At 67.9% G+C, this 18149-nt stretch carries 15 protein-coding genes and 2 pseudogenes; 9 read left to right on the top strand and 8 right to left on the bottom strand.

The genetic code is table 11. The annotated features are described in order from the left end of the window. The first annotated feature begins 21 nt into the window (after window positions 1-21). A complete protein-coding gene (locus DIE11_RS27220; protein ID WP_124628345.1) occupies window positions 22-975 on the top strand; it encodes a LysR family transcriptional regulator in 954 nt (317 codons plus the stop codon). Between the two features lie 122 nt (window positions 976-1097). On the opposite strand, the gene DIE11_RS27215 is transcribed toward DIE11_RS27220, so the two are convergent. Together DIE11_RS27215 and DIE11_RS27210 are read right to left on the bottom strand one after the other, a co-directional pair. Then, the gene (locus DIE11_RS27215; RefSeq protein WP_059598787.1) at window positions 1098-1820 is read right to left on the bottom strand and encodes a haloacid dehalogenase type II; all 723 of its coding nucleotides are present in this window, start codon (window positions 1818-1820) and stop codon (window positions 1098-1100) included. A gap of 303 nt (window positions 1821-2123) precedes the next feature. Next, complete coding sequence (locus DIE11_RS27210; protein WP_059679170.1) at window positions 2124-2762, bottom strand: hydrolase; 639 nt, start codon at window positions 2760-2762, stop codon at window positions 2124-2126. A gap of 234 nt (window positions 2763-2996) precedes the next feature. Here DIE11_RS27210 and DIE11_RS27205 point away from each other — a divergent pair, with 234 nt between their 5' ends. Together DIE11_RS27205 and DIE11_RS27200 are read left to right on the top strand one after the other, a co-directional pair. Beyond that, complete coding sequence (locus DIE11_RS27205) at window positions 2997-3890, top strand: LysR substrate-binding domain-containing protein (RefSeq protein WP_124628343.1); 894 nt, start codon at window positions 2997-2999, stop codon at window positions 3888-3890. A gap of 243 nt (window positions 3891-4133) precedes the next feature. Further along, complete coding sequence (locus DIE11_RS27200) at window positions 4134-6383, top strand: bifunctional diguanylate cyclase/phosphodiesterase (RefSeq protein ID WP_124628341.1); 2250 nt, start codon at window positions 4134-4136, stop codon at window positions 6381-6383. A gap of 4 nt (window positions 6384-6387) precedes the next feature. Here the strand turns inward: DIE11_RS27200 and DIE11_RS27195 are convergent, their stop codons facing one another. The 3 genes from DIE11_RS27195 to DIE11_RS27185 form a co-directional block, all read right to left on the bottom strand. After that, window positions 6388-7488: a diguanylate cyclase gene (locus tag DIE11_RS27195; protein WP_124628339.1), complete on the bottom strand. Its 1101-nt coding sequence runs from the start codon at window positions 7486-7488 to the stop codon at window positions 6388-6390. A gap of 55 nt (window positions 7489-7543) precedes the next feature. Continuing rightward, the gene (locus DIE11_RS27190) at window positions 7544-8548 is read right to left on the bottom strand and encodes a chemotaxis response regulator protein-glutamate methylesterase (RefSeq protein ID WP_124628337.1); all 1005 of its coding nucleotides are present in this window, start codon (window positions 8546-8548) and stop codon (window positions 7544-7546) included. 394 nt (window positions 8549-8942) lie between these two features. Further along, on the bottom strand, window positions 8943-9167 hold the full coding sequence (locus DIE11_RS27185) for a hypothetical protein (protein WP_039357299.1): 225 nt from the start codon (window positions 9165-9167) through the stop codon (window positions 8943-8945). Window positions 9168-9526: 359 nt separating this feature from the next. Between DIE11_RS27185 and DIE11_RS27180 the strand changes: the two genes are divergently transcribed. The 4 genes from DIE11_RS27180 (at window position 9527) to DIE11_RS27165 (ending at window position 12680) form a co-directional block, all read left to right on the top strand. Next, window positions 9527-10216, top strand: a complete 690-nt coding sequence (locus DIE11_RS27180) for a DUF969 domain-containing protein (RefSeq protein WP_124628335.1) — start codon at window positions 9527-9529, stop codon at window positions 10214-10216. Further along, window positions 10213-11163, top strand: a complete 951-nt coding sequence (locus tag DIE11_RS27175; protein WP_124628333.1) for a DUF979 domain-containing protein — start codon at window positions 10213-10215, stop codon at window positions 11161-11163. Before DIE11_RS27180 ends, DIE11_RS27175 begins: the two co-directional genes overlap by 4 nt. A 55-nt stretch (window positions 11164-11218) precedes the next feature. Next, complete coding sequence (locus DIE11_RS27170) at window positions 11219-12241, top strand: DUF2891 domain-containing protein (protein ID WP_124628331.1); 1023 nt, start codon at window positions 11219-11221, stop codon at window positions 12239-12241. Between the two features lie 115 nt (window positions 12242-12356). Beyond that, window positions 12357-12680 carry a hypothetical protein gene (locus DIE11_RS27165; RefSeq protein ID WP_059598795.1) on the top strand — a complete coding sequence of 108 codons (324 nt, stop codon included), beginning with the start codon at window positions 12357-12359 and terminating at the stop codon, window positions 12678-12680. A 60-nt stretch (window positions 12681-12740) separates the two neighbouring features. Here the strand turns inward: DIE11_RS27165 and DIE11_RS27160 are convergent. Then, window positions 12741-12929 (bottom strand): annotated as a pseudogene (locus tag DIE11_RS27160) (helix-turn-helix domain-containing protein); the annotation flags it as partial. On the opposite strand from DIE11_RS27160, the pseudogene DIE11_RS27155 reads away from it, so the two are divergent. Beyond that, window positions 12904-13416: pseudogene (locus DIE11_RS27155) on the top strand (aldehyde dehydrogenase family protein); the annotation flags it as partial. The pseudogenes DIE11_RS27160 and DIE11_RS27155 overlap by 26 nt on opposite strands. Before the next feature lie 45 nt (window positions 13417-13461). On the opposite strand, the gene DIE11_RS27150 reads toward DIE11_RS27155, so the two are convergent. Continuing rightward, window positions 13462-15699, bottom strand: coding sequence for a TonB-dependent siderophore receptor (locus tag DIE11_RS27150; RefSeq protein ID WP_124628329.1), 2238 nt, complete (start codon window positions 15697-15699; stop codon window positions 13462-13464). A gap of 323 nt (window positions 15700-16022) precedes the next feature. Here DIE11_RS27150 and DIE11_RS27145 point away from each other — a divergent pair, with 323 nt between their 5' ends. Beyond that, window positions 16023-17087 (top strand): asparaginase, encoded by a 1065-nt coding sequence (locus DIE11_RS27145; protein WP_124628327.1) that lies wholly within the window; start codon window positions 16023-16025, stop codon window positions 17085-17087. Window positions 17088-17168: 81 nt separating this feature from the next. Here DIE11_RS27145 and DIE11_RS27140 read toward each other — a convergent pair whose 3' ends face one another. Further along, on the bottom strand, window positions 17169-18143 hold the full coding sequence (locus tag DIE11_RS27140) for a LysR family transcriptional regulator (RefSeq protein ID WP_059607773.1): 975 nt from the start codon (window positions 18141-18143) through the stop codon (window positions 17169-17171). Window positions 18144-18149 lie beyond the last annotated feature (6 nt).

The raw sequence follows: 18149 nt of genomic DNA, 5'->3' as shown, positions 1-18149 counted from the left end.
TTCCTGCCCTTTTTCCCGCAGATGCGACACGCCACCGAGCCGGTTTCCGGCAACCTGAACTGGGACGACCTGCGCTTCTTCCTCGAAGTCGCCCGCACGCAGCGCGCGAGCGGGGCGGCGAAGCGTCTCGGCGTCGACTACACGACCGTCGCGCGGCGCATTCGCGCGCTCGAGGCCGCGATGGGCACGCTGCTGTTCGACAAGTCACGCTCCGGCGGTTTCACGCTGACGGCCGAGGGGCAGCGGCTCGTCGCGTATGCGGATGCGATGGAGACGACCGTGCAGTCCGCGTGCGACCAGGTCGCGAATACCGGCGAGGCGTTGTCGGGCCACGTGCGGATCGGGTCGACCGAAGGGTTCGGCTGCTTTTTCCTTGCGCCGCAGCTTGCGCGGTTTCGCGTCGAGCACCCGCACGTGACGGTCGATCTGCTGCCGGTCCCGCATTTCGTCAACCTGCCGAAGCGCGAGGCCGACCTGGCGATCACGCTCGAGCGGCCCGAACGCGGGCCTTACGTGGTCACGAAGCTGTGCGACTACCAGTTGCGGCTCTATGCGACGCGCGACTATCTGGCGAACCACGCGCCGATTACCTGCACCGACGATCTCGCGCACCATGCGTTCATCAGCTACGTCGACGATCTCGCGTTCAGCAGCGAGCTGCTGTACCTGGAGCGCGCCGTGCCCGGCGCGACCGCCGGATTGCGCACGACGAGCGTGATCGCGCAGGTGTTCGCGGCGTTGCAGGGCGGCGCGCTCGCGATCCTGCCGTGCTTCATGGCGGCCACGCAGCCGGCGCTGGTGCCGGTGCTGCCGGACGACGTGGTGGTCACGCGGTGCTTCTGGCTGACGTGTCGCGAGGACCTGCGCAAGCTGCGGCGCGTGACGGCGCTGTGGGATTACCTGCGCGCGGCGGCGGACGCGAATCGGGCATTGCTGATGGGAGAGTCGGAGCAATTGCGATTCATCGGGGATTGAGCGCGGCGGTGCGTCACGGGCGATCCGTTCCGTGTCGAGCAGCTACGACGACGAACGTACCCGGGCCGCGGTGACGCTTGCACGCTCACGTCGCGAACGCCATCCGGGCACGTGGCCGTGCGTCAACCCGGACAACCGAGCCGGTCCGCGAGTTCGTGCAGGTCCTTGACGTCGAAATCCCACGCGCCGTCGGCTTTCAGATCCGTCGTCTGGTTCGGCCCGTGTTCAGTCGGCCGCAGCACGAACGCGGTCGCGAGCCCCAGTTGCCGCGCGGCGGCCAGATCGCCGTTGTGCGCGGCGACCAGGCACAGCTCGGCCGGCGCGACGCCGAGAATCTCGACCGCTTCGGTATAGACCTTCGGCGACGGCTTGTATGCGTGCGCGACTTCGGCGCCGAGAATCGCGTCCCACGGCAGCCCGCCGTGTTTCGCGACGTCGACCATCAGCCGGATGTTGCCGTTCGACAGCGGCGCGATCATGTAGCGCTGTTTCAGCCGCTGCAGCGCGGCGACGGAATCGGGCCATGGATCGAGCCGGTGCCACGCGAGGTTGAGCGCGTCGATCTCCGCGTCGGGCACGCCGTCGATCCCGTAGCGGTCGAGCGTGCGCACGAGGTTCTCGCGATGCAGTACGTCGAGCCGCACGTAGCGCCTGCGCCCGCTGCGGATTTCCTCCATCGACGGCGAATATTCGCGGCGCCATGTATCGGCGAATTCGAACGGATCGCGATCCGGCGCATGGCGCGCCAGGAACGTGGCAGCTTCGCGCGCGACGCCGTTTCTCCAGTCGACGATCGTTCCGAACACGTCGAAAACGAGCGCCTTGATGTCGGCAGGGTTCGTCATGGGATTCCGTGCAGGTCGGTCGGGGGAGGCGATGCGCGGCGGGGTGGCAACGCGCGACGCCGGTTCGAACGACATTGAAGCACGTATCCGCGAACGCGGCTGGCCGTGTCGTCGCGAGTGAAGCGCGCGGTGCGGCATCGAAGGTGCCTGGGAGGGCGGGCACGGCGTCAGACGCGGATCTCGGGGCCGCGCTGGAGACGGCTTCCCCATCAGCGAGCTACCCGCCCGGGCCGACCGGCTCGGGCGGGTCAAGTTACGCAACGCGCGCTTGCGGCCGCGACGCGTATCGGGTCCGCGCCGGAATCAGCTCTTGTCGTACGCGAACTGGATGCCCGCGGTGCCGCCGGTTTCGATGAACAGTTTCATGAACGCGGGAACGGTTTCACTGCGCGCCCAGTCGCGCTGCAGCTCGCAGAACAGCTGCGCGACGCTGATCATCTGGCCGCCGGCCTGCTCGATGCGACGCAGCGCGGCTTCGTGCGCGGCGACCGACGTGCCGCCGACCGCGTCGACGACCACATAGACTTCATAGCCGGCCTTCAGCGCGTCGAGTGCCGGGAAGGTCAGGCATGCCTCGGTCCACAGCGCGGTCATGATCAGTTTCTTGCGGCCGGTGGCCTCGACGGCCTTGCGGAACTCGACGTCTTCCCACGAGTTGATGCTGGTGCGGTCGTAGGTCGGATAGCCTTCGAGCGCGGCGCGCAACTGCGGGATCGGCGGCTTGTTCAGGCCGGTCTTCACGTTGACGGTCGAGTGGACGATCGGCAGGTTGTACGCGACCGCGGCCTTCGATGCGCCGACGATGTTGTTGATCAGCAGCTGGCGATCCATCGACGCGATGGAGTTCACCTGGACCGGCTGGTAATCGATGACGATGAACGCCGCGTTCTGCGGGGTGAGCAGGTGGTCGTTCGCGGGATCGCGAATCGGTTCGCTTGCCATGGTTGCCTCCAGAGACAGAGCAGGAAGTGGGAGAAATCCGGACGGTCCGGGGGAGTGCCGCCGTGGCGTCGGGATCGTCGTCGCGGCGGTACGCCCGTGCCGTCGCAGACGTCCGATGCGGTTGCACGGCGGGCGAATGCTGCCGGCTTGGCCATCGAATAAAGATGCTATTCGCGCAACAAACGGGTTTCCAGCCCCTTAAAATGCCGTCAGTGTTCTATGAGTGGAACAATCATGGATGACCTGAACGACCTCTACTATTTCGTGAAGGTGGTCGAGCACGGCGGATTCACGCAGGCGGGGCGTGTGCTGAATGTCCCGAAGTCGACGCTGAGCCGGCGCATCGCCGCGCTGGAAGCGCAATACGACGTGCGGCTGCTGCAGCGGACGACACGTCATTTCACGGTCACGGAAACCGGCCGCGAATTCTACGAGCGCTGCCTCGCGGTGCTGGTTGAAGCCGACGCGGCGCGCGAGGTGATCGAGCGCCGGCACGCGGAGCCGCGCGGGATCGTCCGGGTGAGCTGCCCGACCGCGCTGCTCGAATATCGCGTGAGCGAGCTCATCGCGCGCTTCATGGCGATCCATCCGGCGGTGCACGTGCATCTCGAAGCGACGAACCGCCGCGTCGACCTGTTGAGCGAACGCTTCGACCTGGCGCTGCGCGTGCGTTTCCCGCCGCTGGAGGACAGCGACCTCGTGATGCGGATCCTCGGCGACAGCCCGCAGCGGCTGGTGGCCGCGCCGCAGTGGCTGAACGGGCGCGCCGTGCCGTCCGAACCGGCCGAGCTGGCCGGCGAACCGAGCCTCGATTGGGGGCCGCCGCGGCATCATGTGTGGCAACTGATCGGGCCGAACGGCGAGCAGGCGCAACTGCGCCATCACCCGCGCTACATCTCCGACGACATGCACGCGTTGCGCGACGCGGCGATGCACGGCGTCGGCATCGTGCAGCTGCCGTGCATGGTCGTCGAGGACGCCCTGCGCGACGGCACGCTGATCGACGTGCTGCCGGGGTGGGCGCCGAAGGGCGGCGTGATTCACGCGGTGTTTCCGTCCCGGCGCGGGCTCTTGCCGCGCGTGCGGTTGCTGATCGACTTCCTCGCCGAACATATCCGCAAGGACTGACGGCGGCGCAATCATCGGACGAATCGGGTTCCGGCGGCAGGCCAGCCGCGACCGCGCGTTAGCCCTGATGCGCAGGGACGCGCAGGGCTGCACGGATTGGTGTTAAATGTATTTTGGTGCGCATCAGGGGCGCGCCGGAATGGGGACGCACCGGGGTCGCTAAGCCCGGCGCGGAAAACGGCACGAAGCATCGCTCACGAATCGGGCGCATCAGACCCGGTTGAACTGACGGCAGGATTCAGCTTGAATACCGAACCGCAAAGTTCTCGCTACAGCCTCGGCCTCGCGGCGGAAGTGCTCGCATCCGAGCAGAGCGTGCTGAGGCTGATCACGCGCAACACACCGCTGCCGGAACTGCTCGTCGAAGTATGCCGGCGCGCCGAGGCACTGCTCGGCGACGGCGCCTCGTGCACGATCCTGCTGCTCGACACGGACGGCGTGCACGTGCACGTCGGCGCCGCGCCGTCGCTTCCCGCGCAGTACAGCGCGGCGATCGACGGCGCATCGATCGGGCCCGCCGCGGGCTCGTGCGGCACGGCGATGTACGAGCGGCGGATGATCGCCGTCGAAGACATCGAAACCGATCCGCTGTGGGCCGACTATCGTTCGCTCGCGTTGCCGCTCGGCCTGCGTGCGTGCTGGTCGGTGCCGTTTCTGGACGACTCGGGCACCGTGCTCGGCGCGTTCGCCGTCTATCACCGCACGCCGCGGCGGCCCACCGACGCGGAAACCGACCTGTTGCGCGATATCGGCAACAGCGTCGGCCTCGCGGTGCATCAGGACTCGATCGCGCGGCAGCTCGTGCGCAGCGAGGAACATCACCGCCTGGTCGTCAACAGCCTGAACGAAGGGATTCTCGTCGTGTCGCCCGACGGCGTGGTGGTCGCGAGCAATCCGAGCGCGAACCGGATGATGCGCGTGAAGGGCGACCTCGTCGGCCGCCGCCTGTCGACGGTGATCCTGTACAAGCTGTACGAGGACGGCACGCCGGTCGCGCCCGACGACTGGCCGAGCCGGCGCGCGTTCACCACGGCCATGCCGCAGCTCGACTACACGGTCGGCTTCGGGCTCGCCGACGGCGACGTCATCTGGGTGCGCGGCAACGCGGTGCCGATCGTGAAGCCGGGCGAGACGCAGCCCGAATCGGTGCTCGTGTCGTTTCACGACATCGGCCCCGTGCGCGAAGCGCAGCAGCAACTGCGCTACCTGGCGACGCGCGACGCGCTGACGGGCCTTTACAACCGGCGCTGGCTCTCCGACCGGATGCGCGAGCTGTTCGGCGCGCGCGATGCGGCGGCCGGGTCCGCGCGTGTCGCGATCCTGTTCATCGATCTCGTCGGCTTCAAGAAGGTCAACGACACGGCCGGGCACGACGCCGGCGACACGCTGCTGCGCAGCGTCGCGGCGCGCCTCGCGGCCTGCGGGGGCGGGCGCCATTCGCTCACGCGCGTCGGCGGCGACGAGTTCGTGATCCTCGTCGACGATTGCGACGATCCCGACGCGCTCGCGGTGCTCGCGCGCGAGGTGATCGACACGATCGCGAAGCCGTTCGAGATCGCGAACAACGAGTATTGGCTCGGCGTGTCGATCGGGATCAGCGTCGCGCCGCGCGACGGCGACGATGCGGCCACGCTGATGCGCAACGCCGATTCCGCGATGTACGACGCGAAGCAGCGCGGCCGCAACCACTTCACGTTCTTCACCGCGCAGTTGAACCTGCGCCTGCAGCGCCGCTTCGCGATCGAGCAGTCGCTGCGGCGCGCGATCGCCTCGGATGCGCTGCGGCTGGTCTACCAGCCGGTCGTCGACGCGCGCAGCGGCCGCACGGTCGGTGCCGAAGCGCTGCTGCGCTGGACGAGCCCGGAGCTCGGGCCGATGTCGCCTGCGGAATTCATCCCGGTCGCGGAAGATAGCGGGCTCATCGTCGCGATCGGCCAGTGGGTGCTCGAAACGGCCTGCCGGCAGGCCGCCGAATGGCGCCGCACGATCGCACCCGACCTGATGCTGGCGGTCAACCTGTCGCCGCGGCAGTTCCACGATGGGCTCGTCGAGTCGGTCGACCGCTGCCTCGAACAGACGCGGCTCGATCCGGGCGCGCTCGAACTGGAGATTACCGAAGGACTGCTGATGAACGACACGGACACGGTGCTGCCGATGCTCGAGGCGCTCACGGACATGAACGTGCGGATCTCGGTCGACGACTTCGGCACCGGTTATTCGTCGCTTGCGTACCTGAAGCGTTTTCCGCTGCACAACCTGAAGGTCGACCGTTCGTTCGTGTCGGGCGTGCCCGATCATCGCGACTCCGTCGCGATCACGCAGGCCGTCGTCGCGATGGCGCATTCGCTCGGGATGAAGGTCACGGCCGAAGGCGTCGAGACCGAGGCGCAGTCGTGGTTCCTGCAGCAGATCGGCTGCGACATGCAGCAGGGTTACCTGTTCGGCAGGCCGCTCGATCCGGCCGACTACGCACGCCGGCTCGTCGCCGTCTAGGGGTTCACGCGAAACCGCCGCCGTCCGGTGGGGCAGCGGGAGCCGGCGGTGCGGGCGGCGCATCGACCTCGACGCGATTCTTGCCGTCGTGCTTCGCGCGGTACAGCGCGCGATCGGCCGCCTCGATCAGCGACGTCGTCGGCAGGCTGGCGACCGGCACGATGCTCGCGCCGCCGATGCTGATCGTCACGTGGCGACCCGTCGACGAATGCGCGTGCTCGAGCCGCAGCGACTCGACCGCGAGGCGGATCTTCTCGCCGAGCAGCCGCGCGGCGCCCGGCGACGTGGCCGGCATCACGACCGCGAACTCCTCGCCGCCGAAACGCGCGGCGAGATCGCCGGACTGCCCGAGACAGCGTTCGATGGTGGCCGCGACCTGTTTGAGCACGCCGTCGCCCGACACGTGGCCGTACGTGTCGTTGTACAGCTTGAAGTTGTCGACGTCGATCATCAGCAGCGACAGCTCGCTGCGCTCGCGCGTGCCGCGCCGCCATTCGGCGGCCAGATATTCGTCGAGATAGCGGCGGTTCGACAGCCCGGTGAGGCCGTCCGAATGCGTGAGGCGCCGCAGCTCGAGATTGGCCTCCAGCAGTTGCTGCTGCGATTGCCGCAGCGCGCGATAGGCCTCGTCTCGCTGAAGCAGGTTCATGTACGAGCGCGAGTGATAGCGGATCCGCGCGATCAGCTCGATGCGGTCCGGCAGTTTCACGAGGTAGTCGTTCGCGCCGGCCGCGAACGCGGCGCTCTTGATCACCGGCTCTTCCTGCGTCGACAGCACGATGATCGGCACGTCGCGCGTCGCCGGATTCGCGCGGTACGCCTTCACGAGGCTCAGCCCGTCGGTGCCGGGCATCACGAGATCCTGCAGGATCACGGTCGGCCGCGTCTCGATTGCGGTCGCCAGTGCGTCGTCCGAGCGCGGGCAGTAGTGGAAGTCGATGCCGTCCTCGTCGACGAGCGCGCGCCGGACGGCTTCCGCGACGATCGTCTGGTCGTCGACCAGCAGGACCATCGCGGGGGCGTCGGCATGCGGCGCGGGTGTCGCGTGCGCGGCGTCGAACGCCGCATGCAGGCCGCCGGGCGCGCGGGTGAAGTCGCTAGTCATGATTGATGCAGGGTTGCGCCAGGGCAGCGATGGGTGTGACGGGGTTTCATCGGGATCAGATCCGCGCGAGTGCCACCAGCTCGCCCGCGATGCGCTCGAGCGGCAGGATCGCGCGCGCGGCGCCGAGCGTCGCGGCCGCCTTCGGCATGCCGTAGACGGCGCTGGTCGCCTCGTCCTGCGCGATCGTGTGACAGCCCTTCATTCGCAGTGCCTTCAGGCCGATCGCGCCGTCGCGTCCCATGCCGGTGAGCAGCACGCCGATCACGCGGCCCGGCCAGCGCTCGGTCAGGCTGTTGAAGAACACGTCGACCGACGGCCGGTACGGCGTGGCGGCCGGTTCGCGCGTGTATTCGAGCGTGCCGGTGCGCGTGATGCGCAGGTGATCGTCGGTCGCCGCGAGCAGCGCGACGCCCGGCTGAGGGCGGTCGCCTTCGTGCGCGACGCGCACGGTCAGCGGCGTCTGGCCGTCGAGCCATTGCGCCATTCCTTCGGCGAACGCGCGGTCGACGTGCTGGACGATCACGATCGGCGCGCTGAAGTCGGCCGGCAGGCTGCCGAGGATCGACGCGAGCGCGCCGGGGCCGCCGGCGGATGCGCCGATCGCGATCAGCGGGCCGCCGCTCGCGCGCGAGGCCGTGCCGGCCGCGCGGACACCGCCGGGCGCCTCGAGCAGCCGGCCGATCTGGTCGATCTTCGCGAGCAGCAGCTGCGCGGTGTCGCCGCCCGTGGCTTCGCCGAGGCGCGGCGTGTCGACCGCATCGAGCGCGCCGGCGCCCATCGCTTCGAACACGCGCCACGCGTTCGCGCCGATGCAGCTCGTCACGATCAGGATCGCGCACGGGCGGCTGGAACGCATGATCCGCCGCGTCGCCTCGACGCCGTCGAACTTCGGCATGATCAGGTCCATCAGCACGACGTCCGGCGGTTGCGCGGCGCACAGTTCGACGGCCTGCGCGCCGTCGGTCGCGACCCACAGCACGCGATGCTCGGGCCGGCGCGCGAGCGCACGGCGCATCGCCTCGACGGCAAGCGGGAGGTCGTTGACGATGCCGATGTTCACAAGCGGGATACTCCGGTCGGTTCGTAGTGTTGGATGTGGGCCGGGTTCATGAAAGGCAGCGCCGGTCGGCGCCGCCGAACGGCATCGGCGGGCGGACGGCACGGAATTCTTTTGGACTGGCGACGCCCCGAATGCTGTCATGCGGCGCGAGCGGCGGCAATCGAAAAAATTGCGCATTGCGTCGGTTCCGACCCTTTCCTCGATGGCCAGGTGGCATTTCTTGCCGCCCGGGAGGCCGGACGGCGATGTGCCGGATGATGCGACGGCGCGGCAATTCGTCGCCGACGCGTTCGTGACGGCGGGAAGGGCGGCGCCCGGCACGGGCGCACGCGCAGGCACCGGCGAGCCGGCCGCGAGCAGGCCGGCGCACCGCGCCCGGTGCGCGTTCAGTCATTCAATGGCTGCGGGCGTACCCCTGGATCAGCGCGCGCATCATCCCTTCGACCGTTGCGTCGAGCAGGTCGGCTTCCTGCTCCGATTCCTCGACGAGCGCGGCATAGGCGGTCGCGAGCGTCACGCGATCGACTTCATGGCGTTGTTCCATCAGCGTCACCATCCCGTCCTTCGCCAGATGAGCGGAGAACGCGCGGCTGCCGATGGTCTGGAATACGTCAATCATGGCGGCTCTCCCGAACGTTGCGATGCCTTCCAGTGTAGTCGGCGCACCGACGCTCCGCCATGCGCGGCGGGGCGCGGGCCATCCCCGGCACGCCGGCCGGAATCGTGCGTGCCGCGCGCGCGTTGCCGCCGCCCGCCACCCGCCACCCGCCACCCGCCACCCGCCGCGAATCGTCCCGCCGAAACACCCCGGACACACGGGCGACGCAACGTGGCGTTGATTTCAACGTTTACCCGAAGCCTCAAATTGTCGACTTTTTATCGATAAAGTCTCGTGTTAGATTTTTCCGCCTGAAGCCGGTCGAAACCGGGCGGGCGGCGCGCCTTCACGGCGCCGCGCATCCATCACAAGGAGGGGCAATGCTGGTGCTGATTGGGGTGCCGATCGTCGTGATCGGTTTCGCGCTGCGCTTCAACGCGCTGCTGGTGGTCACGATCGCGGGGCTTGCGACAGGGCTGGCGGGCGGGCTGAATCTCGTCGACATCGTCAGCGCGTTCGGCAAGGCGTTCACCGACAACCGCTACATGGGGCTGATCTGGCTCACGCTGCCGGTGATCGCGCTGCTCGAGCGCAACGGGCTCAAGGAGCAGGCGAAGCGGATGATCTCGCGCGTGCAGGCGGCCACCACGGGCCGCGTGCTGATGCTGTACTTCGTGCTGCGCCAGGCGACGGCCGCACTCGGCCTCACGTCGCTCGGCGGCCATGCGCAGATGGTGCGGCCGCTGATCGCGCCGATGGCCGAGGCCGCCGCCGTCAACCGGCGCGGCGAGCTGCCGGAGTCGGTGCGCCAGCAGATCCGCGCACACGCGTCGGCCGCCGACAACGTCGCCGTGTTCTTCGGCGAGGACATCTTCATCGCGATCCAGTCGATCCTGCTGATCAAGGGCTTTCTCGAGCAGAACGGGATCTCCATCGAGCCGCTGCACCTGTCGGTGTGGGCGATTCCGACCGCGATCGCCGCGCTGCTGATCCACTGCGCGCGCCTCGCGCTGCTCGACCGCCGGCTGGCGCGCGGCTGCGGCCTGCTGGCGCAGGAGGGCGCGCGATGATCGGCCTCGAATCGCTGTACACGCTCGCGGGGCTGATGTTCGCCGCATTTGCATGCTTCAACCTGACCGATCGCACGAACCCGCGCCGCGTCGTCAATTTCGCGTTCTGGGCGATCTACGCGCTCACGTTCCTGTTCGGTGCGCTGCTGCCGCATTTCGTGATGGGCTGCCTCGCGATCGCGCTCGCGGTCATTGCCGGCTCGGGCAAGCTCGGGCGCGGCAAGTCCGACGAAGCCGGGGAGGCCGCGGCCCTGCGACGCGAGACGCTCGCACAGCGTTTCGGCAACAAGCTGTTCCTGCCCGCGCTGCTGATTCCGGTCGTCACGCTGATCGGCACCTTCGCGCTGAAGCACGTGCCGTTCGTCGACCAGAAGAGCGTGACGCTGATCTCGCTCGTGCTCGGCACGCTCGTCGCGTTCGCCGTCGCGCTCGCGATGCTGCGCGATTCGCCGGTGCATGCGGTGAAGGAGGCTCGCCACACGATGGACGCGGTCGGCTGGGCCGCGATCCTGCCGCAGATGCTCGCGGCGCTCGGCGCGCTGTTCGCGGTCGCGGGCGTCGGCGGCGTGGTGTCGGGGCTCGTGAAGGAGTGGGTGCCGATCGATTCGCCGTTCGCGGTGGTCGCGGCCTACACGGTCGGCATGGCGCTGTTCACGATGATCATGGGCAACGGCTTCGCTGCGTTCCCGGTGATGACGGCCGGCATCGGCCTGCCGCTGATCGTCCACCAGTTTCACGGCAACCCGGCGATCGTCGGCGCGATCGGGATGCTGAGCGGCTTCTGCGGGACGCTGATGACGCCGATGGCCGCGAACTTCAACATCGTGCCGGCGGCGCTGCTCGAGCTGAAGGACAAGAACGGCGTGATCAAGGCGCAATGGCCGACGGCCGTGCTGCTGCTGGCCGTGAACACGCTGCTGATGTACGCGTTCGCTTTCCGCTTCTGAGTCCGCTTGTGACTCCGCTGGTGACTCCGCTTCTGACCCGATGGACGAGATGCTCATGACCGACCGACTCACACCCGAACTCGCCTCGACATTCGCGTCGCTCGCACTCGCGCACCTGACCCGCGAATACCCGAACAAGCTCACGCATTCGCTCGAAGGGCCGCACGACGTGCAGGCGCCGCGCGCGCTGCACCCGATCTTCTACGGCAGCTACGACTGGCACTCGTGCGTGCACGGCTACTGGCTCGTGCTGCGCGTGCTCGAACGCTATCGGGCCTTGCCCGAGGCCGAGCGAATCATCGCGATCGTCGATGCGCACTTCACCGATGCGAACGTCGCCGGCGAGCGCGCGTATCTCGCGCTGCCGCACAACGCCGGCTTCGAGCGGCCGTACGGCTGGGCGTGGCTGCTCGCGCTCGCCGCGCAGCTCGAGCGGCTCGCGCTGAAGGGCGCGCTGCCGCAGGCCGCGCGCTGGGCAAAGACGATGGCGCCGCTCACCGACCTGTTCGTGGCGCGCTTCGAAACCTTCCTGCCGAAAGCGACCTATCCGCTGCGCGTCGGCACGCACTTCAACACCGCGTTCGCGCTGGCGCTCGCACTCGACTTCGCGCGCGACACGCAGCGCGACGGGCTTGCGGCGCTGATCGTCGATACCGCGAAGCGCTGGCACCTGAACGACGTCGCCTGCCAGGCGTGGGAGCCGTCGGGCGACGAATTCCTGTCGCCGGCGCTGATGGAAGCCGAGCTGATGCGGCGCGTGTTGCCGGCCGCCGAATTCGACGGCTGGTTCGCGCGTTTCCTGCCCGATCTTGCGCGCGGCGAGCCGGCGACGCTGTTCGAGCCGGCAACGGTCAGCGATCGCAGCGACGGCAAGATCGCGCACCTCGACGGGCTGAACCTGAGCCGCGCGTGGTGCCAGCGTTCGCTCGCCGGCGCGCTGCCGGAAGGCGATGCGCGACGCGCGAAGCTGCTCGATGCGGCCGACCGGCATCTCGCGAGCGCGCTCGCGCACGTGGCCGGCGACTACATGGGCGAGCACTGGCTCGCGACGTTCGCGGTGCTCGCGCTGGAGGCGTAGCGCGCGAAACCCCGCCGGCGGCAAGGTCTTCGGCGCGCGGCTATACTCGCCGCTCGGGCCGTATCGCGCGGCATGCGTTGCGCGATGCGGCCATCCGTTTCGTTGCCGCCTCGCCATGGACAAGCTCATTTCCTATATCGCCGCGATCCACGGGCTCGCGGGCCCGGTGTCGATCGTGTCGCATGCAACGTCGCACGAGCGCTGGACCGACGACGATGTCGAGGTCACGCGCGACGAAACCGAATACCGCTTCGACAACGGCGCGATCGTGCGCCGCTCGGTCGAGCAGGACCGCGCGCCGTCCGATCTGCTGTGCGCCGAATGCTGGATCGACTACGACGTGCTCCGCCATCCCGATGCGCAACCGATCGGCCCGACGCGGATGACGTTCGACAACGCATGCCGTGAAACCTTCTGGCTGCGTTATCACCTTGCGTGACCGCGTGACCGCGTGACCGCGTGACCGCGTGACCGCGTGACCGCGTGACCGCGTGACCGCGTGACCGCGCGAGTCGGGCATGTGGATCACGTAGCCGCGCGTTTCGAGCGACTCGATCAGGCGCAGCAGCGTCGCCTTTGGAATGCGCAGCCGCGCGGCGAGCTGCGACAGCGTGTACGGCTGGCCGGCCGACGCGAGCGCTTCGACCACCGCGAGGGCGCGCAGGACGCGCGCGTGGTCGTACGGCAATCCGTCCGATCAGTCGGTGGACATGGGCACGGTGATCGACGAGGCAGCGGCAAAGTTCTGCGAGCAGCAGGTGAACGACGCGATCGCGCGCGGTGCGCGGCTGCTGGTCGGCAACGTGCGCGACGGTGCGCTGTATTCGCCGACGGTGATCGATCGCGTGACACCCGACATGCCGCTCGTGAAGTACGAGACGTTCGGCCCGGTGTCGCCGATCATGCGCTTCCGTGACATCGACGAAGCAATCCGGATGTCGAACAGCACCGACTATGCGCTGTCGTCGTCGGTCTGCACGAACCGCTTCGACAACATCACGCGTTTCATCACCGAGCTGGAAGTGGGCAGCGTGAACGTGCGGGAGGTGCCGGGCTACCGGCTCGAACTGACTCCGTTCGGCGGCGTGAAGGATTCGGGGCTTGGCTACAAGGAAGGCGTGCAGGAGGCGATGAAGAGCTTCACGAACGTCAAGACGTATTCGCTGCCGTGGTGAGCGAGGCGGGGAGGGGCGTACCACGCCCTCCCGCCGTCAATGGCGTTACTGATAGAAGTTGAGCGTGACCATCGCCGAACGGCCCGGCGCCCACGTCGCGTAGATCGGATAGGCGCTCGCGTAATACTTCTTGTCGAACAGGTTCTGCACGTTGAGCTGCACGTCCATCGTCTTGTTCACGCGCCACGTCGCGGCCGCGTCGAAGCGCGCGTAGCCGGGCGTCCATTTCTTCGTCGTCGCGGATACCGACGCGTAGGTCTGGCTCATCACCGTCGCACCGGCGCCGAGCGTGAGCTTCGGCATCACGTCGTAGCTCGTCCATAGCGTGAAGTTGTGCTTCGGCACCATCACCATCGGCAGGCCCGATGCGCCCGGGCTGCCGGGGCCCGCGTCGGTCGTGATCGCGTTCAGGTACGAGTAGCCGCCGAACACGTGCCACTTCCGTGTCAGGTTGCCCGCGAAGCCGAATTCGAAACCGCGCACGCGTTGCTTGCCCGCGTTGACCGTGTGACCAAGGCCGTCGCTGACGCGCGCGTTGGTCTTCTCGGTCTGGAACAGGGCCGACGTCAGCGACAGCTGGTCCTGCAGCACGTCCCACTTCGCGCCGATCTCGATGTTGCGCGAGCGCTCGGGTGCGAGGTCCTGGTTCGTCGCGGTGATCTGGTCGGTGCCGCCGCCGAGGCCGCCGTTCGACCCCGGCGGGTTCGACGACGTGCCGTACGACGCATACAGGCTCACGTTGGTCACCGGCTTGAACACGAGGCCGAACTGGTAGCTGAACAGGTTCGACGTGTTCGACAGGTCGGCCACGCCGGCCTGCTTGCCGGTCGTGTCGTAGCGGTCGAAGCGCAGCCCGGTGTTGAACTGCCAGCGCTCGGACAGCTTCACGGTATCGAAGATGTACGCGGATACCGTGTCGGTGCGCGTGTTCGTCGTCGGGCCGGGGAAGCTCTTGTCGCCGTTCAGGACGATGCTGCCGGTCCACGGCATGTTCGGGTTCCAGCCGCCTGCGAGCGGCGTGCAGTTGCCGGCCACCGAGCAGGGGCCGCCCGAGCGGATGTTGTGGCCGGCCGAATCCGACACGAGGTAGCCCTCGTAGCGCGCCTGTTCGTGGCTGAACTCGATGCCGGCCGTCATCGTGTGCTTCATGCCGAACAGGCTGGCGCTGCCGGTCACTTCGGTCTGGTTCGAGAAGCCGTTGAGCGCGTACTTGCCGCTCTTCGCCTGCAGCGCGAGCATGTTCGGGTTCGACGCGAGGATCTGCGGATTCGTCGCGACGTAGTCGAGCGTCGAGCGCCCGAACATCGTCGTGTTCTTCAGCTTCCAGTCGTCGTTGATCTTGTGCTCGACGCGCACTTCGGCGGTGTCGGTCTGCCCGTAGCGGTAGTCGCGCGTGTTCAGCCCGAAGAACTGCCCGCGATCGGTCGGCACCGGCGTGCCGCCCGTCGAACGGAACGGCACGCTGAAATCCGGCATGTCGTACGAGTTCATGTGGTAGTAGCTGACCGTGACCGTGGTCGGCGTGTTCAGCCCGAACACGATCGACGGCGCGACACCCCAGCGCTTGTTGTACACGTCGTTGCGGCCGGCCTGGTTCGCGTCGTGACCCATCACGTTCAGGCGCACGGCCGTCGTGTCGTTGATCTTGCGGTTCGCGTCGACCGTCGCGCGCTTGTAGCCGTCGGTGCCGAAGCCGATGCTGCTGTTGATGAAGTCGTCGTTCTTCGGCGTCTTCGTGACGATGTCGATGCTGCCGCCGACCGAGCCGCGGCCCGCATAGACCGAATCGGGGCCCTTGATCACGCTGATCTGCTCGACCGCGAAGGTCTCGCGGTTCTGCAGCCCCGAGTCGCGCATCCCGTCGACGAAGATCGAGTTGCGCGATTCGAAGCCGCGGATCACCGGGCGATCGGCCGACGGGTTCGCGGCGGCGTCGCCGCCGAGGAACGTGATGCCCGGCACCGAACGCAGCGCATCCGCGAACGACGTGACGTTCTTTTCCTTGATCAGCTGTTCGGGGATCACCGTGACCGAGCGCGGCGTGTCGAGCAGCGGCGCGGTGAACTTGTACGACGGCGAGCGCTTCACCTGCAAGTCCGACAGCGCGGACGACTGGACCGCGATCGTCGGCAGCGTCGCCGACGTATCGGCGGCGGCCGGCTGGGCGGCAGGGGAGGCGGGTGCGGGAGCCGTTTCGGCGGAAGCGAGCAGCGGCGTCAGGAAAACGGAGCAGGTCAGTGCTGACACGAGGGCACGGGGCCTCGTCTTGAACTGGGCAGGCATGGCGAGAGGCAGCGGAAGTATCGGTGATCGGATGCGTCGTCGCGATGCCGGCGGGCAGGCCCGGGACATCGGAAAACGTCAATGTAAATGAAAATGATTCGCGTTAGCGATCGCAATTCTACGAATTATTACGAGATATGTAAACAATCGAATGGTCGTTGTACTGAACCGGTCTGGCTTGCGTGGCGGGCGCGATGGCTTTGCGTGCTGCGCAATACCGCTTTCCACGGGGCGTCCGTCTCGACCCGGCGGCGGAATCGATACACTGCCGTACCGGTTGCACGGGCCCCGGCAATCAGGCCCCGACGAAGGAGACAGGACAGATGGACACTCAACGCGCAGCGGTCGTGACGTACCGCGGCAATGCGATCGAGAACACGCACGTCGCCGATGTGGCGGTGGTGGATGCAGGCGGCAGGCTGCTGTTCCGGCTCGGCGATCCGTTCCGGATGACGCTCGCGCGCTCGGCAGCGAAGCCGGCCCAGGCGCTGTCCGTGATCGAGACGGGCGCGCCCGAGCGGTTCGGCTTCGACGAAGCGGACATCGCGCTGATGTGCGCATCGCACAGCAGCGAGGAGCGGCACATCGCGCGCACGCGGGCGATGCTGGCGAAGGTCGACGCGCAGGAGTCGGATTTGCGGTGCGGCGGCCATGCGCCGTTGTCGGACGCGGTGTACCGGTCATGGATCAAGCGCGACTACACGCCGACCGGCGTGTGCAGCAACTGCTCGGGCAAGCACGTCGGGATGCTGGCCGGCGCGCGGGCGATCGGCGCCGCGATTGCCGACTACCATCTGCCGGCGCATCCGATGCAGATGCGTGTAAAGCAGGTGGTCGCCGATGCGTGCGGCCTGCCTGACGACGAGGTCGACTGGGCGATCGACGGCTGCAACCTGCCGACGCCGGCATTCCCGCTCGACCGCCTCGCGCGTCTTTATGCATCGCTGGCGGACGGTGCGGATAAGGTTGAAGCCGGCGGCGCGGCGATGACCGATCGCGTGCGCGCGCTGGCGCGCATTCATCATGCGATGACGGCCCATCCCGAGCTGGTCGCCGGAGAAGGGCGCTACTGCACGGTGCTGATGGAGGCCTTCGAAGGGCAGGTCGTCGGCAAGCTCGGCGCGGATGCGTGCTACGGGATCGGCGTACGCGCATCGGCGCGCACGCGGGAACTCGGCGCCGACGGCGCGCTCGGCATCTCGGTGAAGATCGAGGACGGCAACATCGACGTGCTGTACATGATGGTCAGCGAACTGCTCGAACGGCTGCGGATCGGCACGGACGCGCAGCGCGCGCGGCTCGCCGCCTTCCACCGGCCGCGGATGCTGAACACGCAGGGCGTCGAGATCGGCCACGCGACATTCCCGTTCGAACTGCAGCCGGCCTGACGGGGGCGGTCGTGCCGATGCCGCGTGCCTGACGTGCATGCGGCATCGGTGCAGGCTTGCCGGCCAGCGCGACGGCAGCCGCTACGCGCCCGCGTCGCGAATCTTCGTCAGCTCGACCGCCGACAGCTCGCCGATGTGCGCGAGATGCTCCGCGAGGAAGTCCCTCAGCACGCGCAGCTTTGCCGAGCTGCGCCGGTTCGCCAGATACGCGATGTAGATGTAGTCGCCCGTGAGCTTGTTCTGCAGCCGGTAGCGCGGCAGCACGGCTTCGAGCCGGCCGCTCGCGAGCAGGTCGCGCACCAGCCAGATCTCGAATTCGGCGATGCCGAGGCCCGCGCAGGTCGCGTCCAGCAGCAGTTCCGAATGATCGGTGACGAGGTTGCCGGCCGGCAGCACGCTGTGCCGTGCATCGCCGCGCACGAGCTCCCAGCGCGGATCGCCCTCGGGGTGCACGTAGCGCAGGCAGTTGTGATGCTGCAGGTCGTCCGGCGTCGCGGGGCGCCCGCTGCGATCGAGGTAGCCGGGCGTCGCGCACAGGATGCTGTCGTTGCGCGACAGCCGGTGCACGACCAGGTTGTCCAGGTAGTTCTCGCCTTCGTGAATGTCGAGGTCGAAGCCGCCGGCGACGAGGTCGTTGTGGTTGTCGGTGAGCCGCACGTCGAGCTGGATCGTCGGGTAGCGCGCGAGAAACGGTGCGATCAGCGGCGCGAGATGACGGCGACCGAACGCGACCGGTGCGGTGAGCTTCAGCGGGCCGCTCGGCTGTGAATTGAGCTCCGCGACGACGCGCAACGTGTCGTCGAGATCGGCGATCAGCGTGACCGCGCGTTCCAGGTAGATGTGGCCGGCCTCGGTCAGCGTCACGCTGTGCGTCGAGCGATGCAATAGCGCGACGCCGAGGGCGTCCTCGATCGCCGTGATCTTGCGCGCGACCGTCGACGTCGACACGTGCATCTCCTTCGCGACCGCGGAAAAGCTTCCCATTTCGACGACCCGCACGAACGCGCGCATCGCGCCGAGGTGATCGATGCCGGTGTCTCTCGTCATTGTTTTCATTCGTCT

The organism is Burkholderia sp. Bp9012 (assembly GCF_003853825.1).
Lineage (GTDB): Bacteria > Pseudomonadota > Gammaproteobacteria > Burkholderiales > Burkholderiaceae > Burkholderia > Burkholderia diffusa.
The sequence above is the reverse complement of the archived record's forward strand: the minus strand, read 5'-3'. Positions and strand labels throughout refer to the sequence as shown.

What these genes read in the sequence shown, in the direction of transcription:
- DIE11_RS27175 (WP_124628333.1), top strand. Translation starts at nt 10,213, where the DNA reads ATGATCGGCCTCGAATCGCTGTACACGCTCGCGGGGCTGATGTTCGCC.
- DIE11_RS27205 (WP_124628343.1), top strand. Translation starts at nt 2,997, where the DNA reads ATGGATGACCTGAACGACCTCTACTATTTCGTGAAGGTGGTCGAGCAC.
- DIE11_RS27170 (WP_124628331.1), top strand. Translation starts at nt 11,219, where the DNA reads ATGACCGACCGACTCACACCCGAACTCGCCTCGACATTCGCGTCGCTC.
- DIE11_RS27150 (WP_124628329.1), bottom strand. Translation starts at nt 15,699, where the DNA reads ATGCCTGCCCAGTTCAAGACGAGGCCCCGTGCCCTCGTGTCAGCACTG.
- DIE11_RS27180 (WP_124628335.1), top strand. Translation starts at nt 9,527, where the DNA reads ATGCTGGTGCTGATTGGGGTGCCGATCGTCGTGATCGGTTTCGCGCTG.
- DIE11_RS27195 (WP_124628339.1), bottom strand. Translation starts at nt 7,488, where the DNA reads ATGACTAGCGACTTCACCCGCGCGCCCGGCGGCCTGCATGCGGCGTTC.
- DIE11_RS27215 (WP_059598787.1), bottom strand. Translation starts at nt 1,820, where the DNA reads ATGACGAACCCTGCCGACATCAAGGCGCTCGTTTTCGACGTGTTCGGA.
- DIE11_RS27220 (WP_124628345.1), top strand. Translation starts at nt 22, where the DNA reads ATGCGACACGCCACCGAGCCGGTTTCCGGCAACCTGAACTGGGACGAC.
- DIE11_RS27140 (WP_059607773.1), bottom strand. Translation starts at nt 18,143, where the DNA reads ATGAAAACAATGACGAGAGACACCGGCATCGATCACCTCGGCGCGATG.
- DIE11_RS27145 (WP_124628327.1), top strand. Translation starts at nt 16,023, where the DNA reads ATGGACACTCAACGCGCAGCGGTCGTGACGTACCGCGGCAATGCGATC.
- DIE11_RS27185 (WP_039357299.1), bottom strand. Translation starts at nt 9,167, where the DNA reads ATGATTGACGTATTCCAGACCATCGGCAGCCGCGCGTTCTCCGCTCAT.
- DIE11_RS27210 (WP_059679170.1), bottom strand. Translation starts at nt 2,762, where the DNA reads ATGGCAAGCGAACCGATTCGCGATCCCGCGAACGACCACCTGCTCACC.
- DIE11_RS27165 (WP_059598795.1), top strand. Translation starts at nt 12,357, where the DNA reads ATGGACAAGCTCATTTCCTATATCGCCGCGATCCACGGGCTCGCGGGC.